The sequence below is a fragment of the Micromonospora sp. NPDC049139 genome (assembly GCF_055586845.1).
Genome location: NZ_JBVJHK010000028.1, coordinates 50962 through 63318, shown reverse-complemented (window position 1 = coordinate 63318; position 12357 = coordinate 50962). Strand labels below are relative to the sequence as shown.

Sequence of the window (12357 nt, the reverse complement as noted above, 5' to 3'; positions counted from 1 at the left end):
ACCCTGCACTGGTCAACCTGGCGACGAAAATCCCAAGCCCGAGCCCGACGATCCCACTACCAGCGCAGACAGGCAAAGTGACGTTGGAGTATTAGTACGGCAGCCGCCGTTTGGGATCTTGCTGCTCGGGTGGGGTGGACGCGAGGCGGCCACCGCGTGATCGTCTGTGCGTTGTGGACACAACATCAGATCTTGGTGGCCGCGTGCCACAGCGTAGCCGTTGCTCGGTGGGAGCGGGTGCTGGCCGGGGTGCTGGGGTGCTTCGCGGGCCGGTTCGGGCGGGTGGAACCGCGCCGTGCGGCGGGCGAGTTCGTGACGGCGCTGCTGTCCGATCTTGAGGTCAAGACGTGCTGGCAGTTGGCCGAGCAGGCCGGACACGTCAGGCCGGACGCGATGCAGCGGCTGCTGTACCGGGCGGTGTGGGACGCCGACGCCGTCCGCGACGACCTGCGGCAGTTGATCGTCGACCGGTTCGGTGGTCCGGACGCGGTCCTGGTGGTCGACGAGACCGGTGACCTGAAGAAGGGCACCCACACGGTGGGGGTGCAGCGGCAGTACACCGGCACGGCGGGGCGGATCGAGAACAGCCAGGTCGGGGTGTTCCTGGGCTACGCCGGCGTGGGCGGGCACACGCTGATCGACCGGCGGGTGTATCTGCCGGCGTCGTGGACCGACGACCGGGATCGCTGCCGAGCCGCCGGCGTGCCCGACGACATCGAGTTCGCCACCAAGTCGGAGCTGGCCGCTGAGATGATCACCGCGGCCCTTGACGCCGGGGTGCCGGCTGGGTGGGCCGCCGCGGACGAGGCCTACGGCAACAGCGCCGCGTTCCGCGCCCACCTGCGCGAACACCAGCTCGGCCACGTCCTGGCCGTGTCCCGCAGCCACCTGGTTCCGCTCGACGGCGGCAAGACCCGCATCCGCGCCGACCGGATCGCCGCTGACCTGCCCGTCTCGGCGTGGCAGCGCCGCTCAGCCGGCGCCGGGTCGAAAGGGCCGCGCTTCTACGAATGGGCCTGGCTCGATGACGTGTGCACCGACGCTGACCCCGACGACGGCGGCCGACACAGCCTGCTGATCCGCCGCAACACCACCACCGGCGAACTGGCCTTCTACCGCTGCTGGACGCCACGCCCGGCCACCCTCGCGCAGCTCGTGCGGGTCGCGGGCATTCGCTGGAGCATCGAAGAGAGCTTCCAAGCCGCCAAGGGCCAGGTCGGCTTGGACCAGCACCAGGTCCGCCGCTGGGACTCCTGGCACCGATTCACCACCCTCGCCCTGGCCGCCCTCGCCGTCCTGGCGATCTGCGCCGCCGACGCGACCCACGACGACCCCACCGACACCGGACTGATCAAGCTCACGGTCAACGAGGTCCGCCGCCTGATCAACGCTTGCATCATCCGCCCGATCAGCGACCTCGCCCATCGATTGCACTGGTCAAGCTGGCGACGCCGGCATCAAGCCCGAGCCCGACGAGCCCACTACACACGCCGCCTCAACCTCGAACTTCAGCCATGATCCCGAACGGCGGCTGCCGTATTAGGCTCGACACCATTATCTAGTTTGGACAACGTTCCTTTGCGATGTCGTGTCGATCGGCCGGGCCGAGGGGGCGGAAGATGTGGCGGTCCAAAGCCGCGTGGTGGGTGTGGTCACGGCTGGCGGTGCTGGCCGTTGCGGCCGGTGCCTTCTGGTTGACATACGTCTTGGCGAAGGCATGGCTTGATGAGGCCTTGGCATGGATTGACGGTCACCTTCAGTTCGCGTTGGGTCGTGACGTTACGGAGGCGATCCGGCAGGCTGGCGCGGTCAGCATCGCAGCAAGCATTGGCGGATGGCTCCTCCTCCAGGGATTGCGGCGAATCAAAGCCGCGGAGGCACAATATGCCTCGACGCGCACCGGCAACGCGTCCTCTGGCGTAGACAGCGTGCAAAGGCGGACCATCCCCAGGCAGCTACCACCCGCACCGCGGCGGTTCGCCGGGCGGTCGGCCGAGCTAGCGATGCTGACCGATGCCCTAGACCATGTTACGCATGCTGGCATGACCGTGGTGATCTCGGCGATCGGCGGGGCAGGTGGAATAGGGAAGACCTCGCTGTCGGTACGCTGGGCCAGGCAGCACCTCGATCGTTTCCCGGACGGCCAGCTCATGGTCGATCTGCGGGGATTCGCACCGACCGGCGAGCCGATGTCTGTCGCCGAGGCCGTCCGCGGCTTCCTGTACGCGCTCGGCGAGGATCCGACCAAACTTCCCGCTGACCTCGACACCCAAATCGGTCTTTACCGGAGTCTGGTGGAGGACCGGCGCATCCTGATCGTGCTCGACAACGCGCGCGACACCGCGCAGGTCGCACCGTTGCTGCCCGGCGGGCCCGGCTGCACGGTGTTGGTCACCAGCCGACGCCGGCTGGCAGGCCTGGTGACACAGCATGGCGCCCAGCTTGTGGACCTTGCACCCCTTTCCGAGCCAGAGGCACGTCAGTTGCTCGCCAGCCACCTCGGGGATGAAAGGCTCACAGCTGAGCCAGAAGCCACTGCGATGTTGCTCGCCATGTGTGGAGGGTTGCCCCTCGCGCTGAGCATCGTCGCCGCCCGCGTGATCGCCCATCCAGCCCTCCCACTGTCCGGATTGGCCGATGAACTGGCCGATCAGAGAACCCGGCTTGAGGGGTTCGACGCCGGTGAGATCCCGTTAAACCTCGAGTGTGTCTTTTCCTGGTCTTATCAGGCACTGACCGGCTCCGCAGCCGAGATGTTCGGGTTGCTTGGGCTGGCTCCCGGACCAGACATCAGTTTGCCGGCTGCGGCCGAGTTGGCTGGGTTGCCGACGACGCGGGCGAGGCTCTTGCTGCACGAGCTGGAAACCGCCCATCTCGTCGTGCAGCAGGTCGCTGGTCGCCATCGCATGCACGACCTGCTCCGGCTTTATGCGACCAAGCAGGCTCACGAGCACCTGTCCGACAGCAATCGCGAAGAGGCGCTCCGCCGGGTAATCGACTTTTACCGGCACACGGCTCACCGCGCCGAGCGTCTGCTCGACCCGCACCGGCATCCGGTCGAGATCGACGCGCCTGCACCCGACTGCCATCCGCTGCCTTTAGCCGACCCGGCTGAAGCGGTGGCGTGGCTCGAGGCTGAGCATGCAAACCTGATGGCCGCGCAGCAGCTCGCGGCCGAGCTTGGCATGCATGACCTCGCGTGGCAGCTGGCGTGGTGTTTGGATACCTTTCACTACCGGCGCGGTCACCTTCGTGAGTGGCGTGCGGTCTGGCGGACCGGCTTGGAGTCGGCCCTGCAGGTCGGAAACCCCGCCGTCATCTCCCTGGCCCACCGCCTGCTTGGCGACGCCAACCTCAACCTGGACGACCACGAGGAGGCACTGGCACAGCTCGCGCGCTCCTTGCAGGTGGCAGAGAACGCCGGCGACCTGTCCGCTCAAGCGCACGCGCACCGGATTCTTACGTGGGCTAACGGGCGGGCCGGCAAGGACCAGGCTGCGCACAGGCACGCCACGGAGGCGCTCCGGCTCTACAGGGAGCTGGGTCTGCAGGTGCGGGAAGCGGCGATGCTCAACGCCGTCGGCTGGTTCGAGGCGCGGGTCGGCGACTATGCCCAGGCCCAGGCCCGCTGTGAGGCGGCGCTGGCGTTGTGCCGACAGCACGACTATCGCGTGGGAGAGGCAAATACGTTAGCCAGCTTGGGATACATCGCTCAGCACACCGGGCGGCCAGATGACGCGCTGACGCACTATCACTCTGCCCTCGCTCTTTTCCGAAGGCTGAACAGCATTTACTACCAGGCGAACACCCTCGACCGGCTTGGTCAGGTCTATGTCGCGGCCGGCCGGGCTGGGCAGGCCCGTGAGGTCTGGTCTCAGGCAATCCGACTGTACCGCGGGAAAGGGCGCCCGGTCGACGCGGACCGGGTCCAGCGGGAGCTGGACTCTCTGGGCTGAAGCAGGTCAGACGCGGATCACGCGATCGATGGCCGAGTCACGAAGATGCCGTGACCGCTTGAGGTCCAAGGTGATGTTGACACGCTTTAGCCATCTTTCGGTCTCGATATAGGTTGCCTGGAATGAGGCCCGCCCGTGGACGGCCCGCCGGTTGTCGAGAAACAGGAGGTCCCCTGAGTGAAGAGAGAGGTCGATCAGGTTTACCTCGATTGCGCGGCGCAGGGATTCAATCGCCTCTTCAATTCCCTCGATGCCGTCCGGCAGGTCGATGTAGTCCTGGTCGAACCGCAGGTAAGGGTCAGCGGAATCGCCGTACAGGATGCTTCCCTTGTCTGGCCCGGGAACGGGCTCAGCGTCAGAGACGAAATAGGACGGGTCGGGCCTGAACGTGAACACCGGCTGAGCAAGTATCTGCCGGTCGGCGTCGCTTAGCAGGCTGCTGTCGAGGAACCCGATCGTCGTCGGCACCTCCGCGGGATTGCGGACGCACAGAAGGCCGACATAGTCAGCCCGGCAGGGGTGGAACGAATCCTCGGTGTGCCAGTTGATGTGCTGTCGGCTGCCGGTGCCGAGACCCGTGTCCTCGTGCTCAGGCCGCGGCGCCAGGTCGTGTATCAGGAAACCGTCGTGCTGCAAGCGCCAACCGAAGACATCGCCGAGGCATGAGCTCAGCAGAACGGCGACAAGTTCCGCCCGGGTCTCGCTGGCTGCCTTCGCCCGCCAACGGCTGGAGACCGTGGGCGTCGGTCCAATGTGCTTACTGTCGACCGGCAGGCCTCCGATGCGGCAAGCTGGGAAACTTTCGGTGACCCGGAAGTCCTCGAGAAACGCACGGAGGTTACGCGGAAGCTCGTTGGCCCAGACCGCCGCCCGTGCCAGGAACCGTCTATCCTCGACGCTTTCCCCGTCGAGGGATCTAGCCAGGCTTTGAATCCGCTCGGCCTCACTTGACGACAGCGTGTATTCAGCTACCACAGGGGTGCCCACGATCTCTCCATCTCAGCTCTCGTCCACAGTGTCTCGGGGCTCTATGCGTGGCCACCAAACCGAGAAGAAGGCGAAATCCCTGTCAGGATCAGTGTTGCTGAAGGTGTGCTCGACATTGCGCGGTATGAAAACCGCATCGCCCTGGCTCACGTGCCAGACCTCCCCGCCAGCGATGATCTCTCCGTGACCACGGTAGATGAACGCGATCTCGTCCTGGTTGTGCTGGTCAGGCTCACACTTCTCACCCGGCGAGATACAGCAGGTCATCGCACCGAAAGGGGGAACCGCGGCCTCCGGCCAGGGGAAGACGTAGCCCTCGGCGAAGCGCCCAGTTGGACTCTCGTTAACCAGTCTCTTCCACGCGACCAGAGCCATGTATGGATTGTGGCGGCCTAATCGGCTCTGGTCAATAATCTTGTGAGATCGTCTCATAGGTTATCCTCAGTACGCGCCCAATCCTCAAGGAGGCAGCGATGCCCCGTCCGGTCGTTGACTTGTCATGCTTTCCCAAGGTCGCGCTGGGTCATTGGCCGACGCCGTTAGAGGCGTGCCATCGCCTGACGGAGGAGGTCGGTGGGCCGCGGATTCTGGTGAAGCGAGATGACATCAACGGACTGGGCGTCGGCGGGAACAAGCTGCGAAAGCTCGAGTTCCTCCTGGGTGCCGCCGTTGCCAGCGGTGCTGACACGATCATCACGTTCGGCGGCCTGCAAAGCAACCACGGCCGCCAGACCGCAGCGGCCTGCGCCCGGCTCGGCCTTCGCTGCGAACTGGTCCTCACCAAGCAGGTGACTCACATCGCCGGATCCTCCGCCCTGACCGCGCCACGGTCTGACGAGGCGTATGAGCGGTCGGGAAACGTCGCGCTCGATCTCCTTTACGGCGCCCGGGTCCACGTCTGCGAACGCGATGAAGAGACGGATGCCACCCACCGTCAGATCGTCGCTGAGGCAGCGAAAGAAGGCCGGCGTGCGGTCACCCTTCCGGTGGGCGGATCCAACCCTCTCGGAGTGCTCGGTTACCTGACCGCCGCCGCTGAGCTCAGAGAGCAGATGGAAGGCGCCGACCGAATAGTCCTGCCGATCGGGAGCGCGGGCACCGCTGCCGGCCTGGCGATCGGTGCGGCTCTGCTGGACTGGCCGGTGAGGATCGACGCCGCTTCGGTGTCCGAGCCGGCGGCAGACGCGTCAGCCGTCATCCATAAGCTCGTCGGTGAGACGGCGACGATGCTGGGCGTCCCGGCACCAGCACTAACACGCGTCCACGTGACTGAAAGAGCCCTAGGCTTGGGTTACGGACTGCCCTCGCCGGCGGTATGGGAGGCCATTCGCCTGTTCGGGCGCACGGAGGGCATCACCCTCGACCCGGTTTACACAGGCAAAGCTGCGGCAGCGCTCATTGACGCGGCGCGCGCAGGCGACATCGCCGCGACAGAGACGGTGGTGTTCCTGCACACCGGAGGGCTTCCCGGCCTTTTCGGCTATGCACCCGACTTGATCAAGGAAGCCGAGGGTTGACCTGTACGGCGCCAAGTGACTGGTCAGGTGCTCGTCAGTGGGCCGGCTTGACCTGCGGGATCCGGGTTGGATTACGGTCAGGTGCCCGAAACGCCGTCGATCGTGAAGCGGGAGTGTCAAGTTAACGGCCCTGTCTCACATTCGGTGGTGACGGAGGGTGGCGAGGCGTCGTTGACTCCTACGCGGAGGATCTCGATGAGCTTGTAAAGGCGGTGTTCTCGGGGCTGTCCCCGCTGATCATCGAGGACGTGGTCGACGAGGGTGAGCAGATCGTGGTGCGGGCCCGGACGCCGCAGGACACCGCGGTCTGCCCGATGTGCGGGGCCTCGTCGGGACGGGTCCACGGCTATCACTGGCGGACGGCGGCCGACGTTCCGGTCGACGGGCGCCGGGTGGTGGTCCGCGTGCGGGCGCGGCGTCTGGTGTGCCCCACGCGCGGCTGCCGCCACACCTTCCGGGAACAGGTTCCCGGGGTGTTGGAGCGATACCAGCGCCGCACGGCCCGTCTGAACAGGCAGGTCAAAGCCGTGGTCAAGGAGTTAGCGGGCCGGGCAGGGTCGCGTTTGCTGGCGATACTCGCCATGGGCCTGTCCCGTCACACGGCCCTGCGCGCCCTGCTGCGCATCCCGTTGCCCACCGGGCGGACGCCCGGTGTGATCGGCGTTGACGATTTTGCTCTGTGTCATCCATGAAGGAGCGGGGCCGGTCAAGGGTGGGGTTTTGACCCGGTGGCATTTGTTTTGCCCGTCTTCCGGCAGGATTTCGGGCAGGCGTGTGTGCGGTGTCGGGGTCAAGGCTGGGCCGGAGGCCTGAGGTTCCTCCCGGGATGTGGACACCGGGTTATGCCGCAGTCTGGTGCAGCGTAGTCGGTTGAAGGGTCTGTTCGTAATCGGCGGGACTGAGATAGCCCAGCGCGGAGTGGCGACGCCGGTGGTTGTAGAAGGCGATCCACCGAAACACGTCGCGACGGGCGTCAGCCTCGCTGGTCCAACGGCGGTGGTCGACGTCGAGTTCACGCTTGAGGGTGGCGAAGAACGCCTCGGCCAGTGCGTTGTCATACGACGAGCCGATCCGGCCCATCGAGCGGCGGATGCCGTGTTGGCGGCAGGCGGCGGCGAAGCCGCCGCTGCCGTATTGGGCGGATTCAACCGGTCGTCGCAACACTCTGTCGGAGAGGTGAAGCGATGGGTGTTGGGCCGGGGCAGAAGCGGGTTCGGGAGTATCGGGGTCAGATCCCTTCGCCGGGGCGGCCGACGGTGGCGTGGCGTGAGGACCGGGTCAAGTTCTGGGCTGCGATCCGATCCGGTGTAATGACCGAGGACGCGGCCGCGGCGGCGGGTGTGTCGTCGCCGGTCGGGTTCCGGTGGTTCCGGCACGCTGGCGGCGTGAATCCTGCGTTGCCGCCGACGGTGTCGGGCCGCTATCTGTCGTTCAGCGAACGGGAGGACATCGCTCTGTCGCGGGCGCAGGGCATGGGTGTTCGTGCGATCGCACGCCAGCTCGGCCGGGACCCGTCGACGATCTCGCGGGAGTTGCGGCGTAACGCCTCGACCAGGACGTACCGGTTGGACTACAAGGCTTCGACCGCGCAGTGGCATGCTGAGCGTCGAGCCCGCCGGCCGAAGACCGCGAAGCTGCTGGCCAATGATCGGCTCCGGGAGTACGTCCAGCAGCGGCTTGCGGGTGCGATCCGGACAGCGGACGGCCGGCTGGTCGCTGGGCCGCAGGGCCCGCAGTGGAAGGGCCGCAACAAGCCTCACCGGGCCGATCGGGCATGGACGAATGGGTGGAGCCCGGAGCAGATCTCCCGCAGGCTCAGGGCCGAGTTCCCGGAGGATGAGTCCATGCGCATCAGCCATGAGGCGATCTACCAGGCGCTCTATGTCCAGAGCCGTGGCGCCCTCAAGCGTGAACTCGTCACCTGCTTGCGGACCGGTCGGGCTCTTCGTGTTCCCCGGGCGCGTGCGAAGCAACGCGCGTGGGCGCACGTCACCAGCGGCACGCTGATCAGTGAGCGGCCCGCCGAGGTCGCGGACCGTGCCGTCCCCGGGCACTGGGAAGGAGATCTGATCATCGGGTTGCAGCGCTCCGCGATCGGGACACTGGTCGAGCGGACCACGAGGTTCACGATGCTGATCCACCTGCCTCGTGAGGCCGGCTGGGGTGTGATCCCGCGGACGAAGAACGGCCCCGCTCTCGCCGGCTACGGGGCCATCACGATGAGCAAAGCCCTCGCCGACACGATCATCCAGTTGCCCGAGCAGCTGCGCAGATCGCTGACGTGGGACCGCGGCAAGGAGCTGTCCGCGCACGCACGCTTCACGGTCGAAGCGGGCGTCCCGGTGTTCTTCGCCGACCCGCACAGCCCTTGGCAACGCGGCACCAACGAGAACACCAACGGGCTGCTGCGGCAGTACTTCCCGAAAGGCACCGACCTGTCCCGGTGGAGTGCCGACGAGATCAACGCTGTCGCCCACGCGCTCAACAGCCGGCCACGGAAAACCCTCGGCTGGAAGACACCCGCCGAAGCCCTCGACGAACACCTACAATCGCTCCAACAACCCGGTGTTGCGACGACCGGTTGAATCCGCCCAGCACACCTCCGCCGAGTTCGCCCGTTACTGCGTGCGAACCCGGATACGCACGAGCGTGGGCCGTACCGGTGTGTGCTGGGACAACGCCGCCGCCGAATCGTTCTTCGCCACCCTCAAGAACGAGATGTATCACCGGCAGCGCTTCGACACCCGCGCCCGCGCCCGATTCGCCATCGCCGAGTACATCGAAGTGTTCTACAACCGGCAACGACTGCACTCAGCCCTCGACTACCGCACCCCCGCCGAAGCCCTCACCGAACACCAGACCCTGATGGCAGCCTGACCAGCAAATCCACGAAGACCTGTCCAAGATCCTTGACACAGCCCAAGCCGGTCGGTGCGGACCAGCGTGCCTTCGAGGATCGCGTACGCCAGGCGCCCGATGCGTCGCATCGCCTGCGGGCAGGGTGGGCGCCTGGTAGCCCCTACTCCGACAAAACGGGGTGATCTGACGCGCCTCGATGATCCTCATGGTGTTACGACGAAAGACATCTATAGTGCCGAGATCGACCGGACAGCCCGGATCTTGGGGCACACCGGCAGGTCCGTGGTTGCCCACACCAGAAGGATCGAGTCCATGTCCTACGTGACCCCATCGGAGTTCGTCGCGAAGATGATCGACGCGGGCGAGGCTAAAGTGTTCATGTCCACCCGAGACACGTTGATCCGTGCGTACATGGCCGGTGCCATCCTCGCGCTCGCTGCGGCGTTCGCGGTCACCATCACCGTGGAGACGGGGCAACCCCTCGTCGGAGCCCTTCTCTTCCCCATCGGGTTCTGCTTGCTGTACCTGCTCGGGTTTGACCTCCTGACCGGTGTGTTCACCCTTGTTCCCCTCGCACTGATCGACAGGCGGCCGGGCGTCAGACTGCGTTCGGTCCTGCGTAACTGGGGCTTGGTCTTTGTGGGCAACTTCGCCGGCGCGCTCACCGTCGCGCTCATGATGGCCGTGATCCTGACCTTCGCCTTCAGCGTGGACCCGAACGAGGTCGGCCAGCGGCTCGGCGCGATCGGCACGTCTCGGACGGTCGGGTACGCCGACCACGGTGCCGCCGGGATGCTGACCCTCTTCATCCGCGGTGTCCTGTGTAACTGGATGGTCTCCACCGGCGTCGTCGCCGCGATGATCTCGACGTCGGTGTCGGGGAAGGTGATCGGCATGTGGATGCCGATCCTGATTTTCTTCTACATGGGGTTCGAGCACTCGGTGGTGAACATGTTCCTGTTCCCGGCCGGCCTGATGCTCGGCGGCGACTTCTCGATCGCCGACTACCTGGTGTGGAACGAGATCCCCACAGTGGTCGGCAACTTGGTCGGCGGCCTGGTCTTCGTGGGGCTCGCTCTCTACGCGACGCACGCCCGCACTGGTGCGACCCGAAACCGCCCGCATCCCGAGAAGCCGACCTCCCGGAGAGTGAACGTGTGACGGCTCGCATGCCTCTCCGGATACCACCGATGCGAAGCGTGCGGGTTCGGTGTCGTAGAAGTGCGGTTCGCATTAGTTGGCGCGTCGTTATGGCCACCGCCAGAGAGTGCCGCAGCGGCTTGCGTTACCGTCGCTGCCGATTGGCCGAAGGCGGAGTTAGCCCGCCAGCTGCCTCCGTCGAAGAATCCCTTCCAGCCTGGGCGGGCCCCGCAGCTAGCCCGGACCCCGTTTCGATCCAGGTAGAGCGCCGATTAGTCGAGCGGGATGGCGCCGAGAAGGCACAGCCGTGTTGGTATTGGCCTCGTGTCGATCATCTGACATGGACTCCCACGACGTCAGTCGGCGGGAGGTCACGACCTCCTCGTCTGGGCAGGGAAGCCGAGGGATGGTGGCGGGGGAGTGGTGCGAGGACTCCTTTACTCGGTCGGTTTATGCTTCAGACGACCTGGGCAAACGTGCGCGAGCATGCCGCTGGGCCGCCGGACTACTGGGGGTCAAGGGGTCGTCGGTTCGAATCCGGCCGTCCCGACGCAGGTCAAAGGGCTGATCCGGACATCGGGTCGGCCCTTTTCGGCGTTCTGGAGACCAAGATCAGTCAAGTTGGAGTTGGCTGGCGTTGCTTGACCGTCGGTCAGGTTCCAGCGACCGGTCTCTGCCTGCCGAGTTGTTCTCTCGACGCATCAAGGCGGCCCGCACAGCGGGCTTGTGCCGGTTCGGCCCCGACCTGCTGGCGGCCTCCGGCTGGCATCGGCCGGGCCGACCGGCCACGCTTCGGGATTGCCAGACCTTGAAACCTCGGGGCTCCGCCCCGAACCCCAGCCCTCAGCGATCCGCCGCGTCCGCACCCGCATACCAAGCTCCCTTTCTTGATCTTCGCCGGCCGCCCAGGAAAGAACAAGACTGTTTCTTTGCCCGCGATATCGGCAGTCTCTCGTGGCGTGGCTGCTGATAACCAAGGTGTAGATCTTGCTCGCCGCCTCTCGCATGTGAGATGGCTGGCCGGCGGTACCGGGTCAGGCAAGAGCACCCTCGCCCAAGCCCTAGCCGAGCGCTACGACGTGCTGATCTACGACGGCGATCGCGCGGAGCGCAACTACGCCAGCCGGTGCACCGCGCACGAGCAGCCGTACCTCTGGGCGTTGCTGCAAGCTCCGCCGGCGCAGAGATGGAACAGCCGCAGCGCCCAGGAGATCTTCGAGTCGATGCCGAGCCTGCACGGGGAAACGTTCGGGTTCGTTGTCGATGACCTGCTCGCGATGCCCACCGACCGTCCGGTCCTGGTCGATGATTTCCGAACTCTGCCCGGCGACGTCGCTCCGCTGCTGACGTGGCCAGAGCAGGCAGCCTTCCTCCTGCCAACGCCGCAGTTTCGGGATCGGGCACTGCGGGCTCGATTCGCCGACGTCGCGAGGGCCCGAGCGAACTGGGGAGACAGCCACCACAGCGAGGCGCTCGCTCTGCGACTGGCTCGCGACGAACTGTGGGACGCTGAAGTCCGGCGCCAGGCCGTCGAACTGCACCTGCCGGTGGTGTCCATCGATGGCTCGCGTGACGTTCTTGACCTTGTCGATGACCTTGCAGCCCGGTTTCGTCTGGGCCATCCACGGGCCGGTAACCGTGGAGCGCAACGGTCGTGAGCGGGCACGAGAGGTACGAGGCTCTGCTGCTGACCGCAGGCTTTCGGGCATCCCGGCCGGGTGAGCACGCTCTTCCAAACTGACGCTCGCGCCGGCAGCGCTGACGGGATGCGGGTATGGAGAAGGGCAGCAACTTTTGGCGGAACAGGTAGTGAAAGCGAGTTCACCGCAGCCGGCTTCCGGATCGCAGTCGTGAGCGAACCGCCTCCCGCATCCGGTGCCCGCGAGTCGTTCCCCGAA

Annotated in this window: 9 protein-coding genes and 2 pseudogenes; 8 read left to right on the top strand and 3 right to left on the bottom strand. The window is 66.0% G+C overall.

Annotation, left to right across the window (positions count from 1 at the left end; translation table 11 throughout):
- The first annotated feature begins 252 nt into the window (after positions 1 to 252).
- Entirely contained in the window at positions 253 to 1518 is a 1266-nt protein-coding gene (locus tag ACZ6Q9_RS31190) for an IS701 family transposase (protein ID WP_396830792.1), read from the top strand.
- A gap of 524 nt (positions 1519 to 2042) precedes the next feature.
- Complete coding sequence (locus tag ACZ6Q9_RS31185; RefSeq protein WP_393270500.1) at positions 2043 to 3956, top strand: ATP-binding protein; 1914 nt, start codon at positions 2043 to 2045, stop codon at positions 3954 to 3956.
- 6 nt (positions 3957 to 3962) lie between these two features.
- On the opposite strand, the gene ACZ6Q9_RS31180 is transcribed toward ACZ6Q9_RS31185, so the two are convergent.
- A complete protein-coding gene (locus ACZ6Q9_RS31180) occupies positions 3963 to 4943 on the bottom strand; it encodes a TauD/TfdA family dioxygenase (protein WP_396830756.1) in 981 nt (326 codons plus the stop codon).
- Between the two features lie 12 nt (positions 4944 to 4955).
- A complete protein-coding gene (locus ACZ6Q9_RS31175) occupies positions 4956 to 5318 on the bottom strand; it encodes a cupin domain-containing protein (protein WP_393270496.1) in 363 nt (120 codons plus the stop codon).
- A gap of 98 nt (positions 5319 to 5416) precedes the next feature.
- Here ACZ6Q9_RS31175 and ACZ6Q9_RS31170 point away from each other — a divergent pair, with 98 nt between their 5' ends.
- On the top strand, positions 5417 to 6460 hold the full coding sequence (locus ACZ6Q9_RS31170; protein ID WP_393270494.1) for a 1-aminocyclopropane-1-carboxylate deaminase/D-cysteine desulfhydrase: 1044 nt from the start codon (positions 5417 to 5419) through the stop codon (positions 6458 to 6460).
- Between the two features lie 212 nt (positions 6461 to 6672).
- Positions 6673 to 7140 (top strand): annotated as a pseudogene (locus tag ACZ6Q9_RS31165) (transposase family protein); the annotation flags it as partial.
- 160 nt (positions 7141 to 7300) lie between these two features.
- On the opposite strand, the gene ACZ6Q9_RS31160 reads toward ACZ6Q9_RS31165, so the two are convergent.
- A complete protein-coding gene (locus tag ACZ6Q9_RS31160; protein WP_393270491.1) occupies positions 7301 to 7624 on the bottom strand; it encodes a transposase in 324 nt (107 codons plus the stop codon).
- Positions 7625 to 7644: 20 nt separating this feature from the next.
- Between ACZ6Q9_RS31160 and ACZ6Q9_RS31155 the strand changes: the two genes are divergently transcribed.
- The 4 genes and pseudogenes from ACZ6Q9_RS31155 to ACZ6Q9_RS31140 all read left to right on the top strand — a co-directional run bounded on the left by ACZ6Q9_RS31155 (position 7645) and on the right by ACZ6Q9_RS31140 (position 12117).
- Positions 7645 to 9045 carry an IS30 family transposase gene (locus ACZ6Q9_RS31155; protein WP_396830757.1) on the top strand — a complete coding sequence of 467 codons (1401 nt, stop codon included), beginning with the start codon at positions 7645 to 7647 and terminating at the stop codon, positions 9043 to 9045.
- A 4-nt stretch (positions 9046 to 9049) separates the two neighbouring features.
- Positions 9050 to 9337, top strand: a pseudogene (locus ACZ6Q9_RS31150) (integrase core domain-containing protein); the annotation flags it as partial.
- A gap of 294 nt (positions 9338 to 9631) precedes the next feature.
- The gene (locus tag ACZ6Q9_RS31145; protein WP_393270485.1) at positions 9632 to 10480 is read left to right on the top strand and encodes a formate/nitrite transporter family protein; all 849 of its coding nucleotides are present in this window, start codon (positions 9632 to 9634) and stop codon (positions 10478 to 10480) included.
- A gap of 866 nt (positions 10481 to 11346) precedes the next feature.
- Complete coding sequence (locus ACZ6Q9_RS31140; protein ID WP_393270483.1) at positions 11347 to 12117, top strand: hypothetical protein; 771 nt, start codon at positions 11347 to 11349, stop codon at positions 12115 to 12117.
- Positions 12118 to 12357 lie beyond the last annotated feature (240 nt).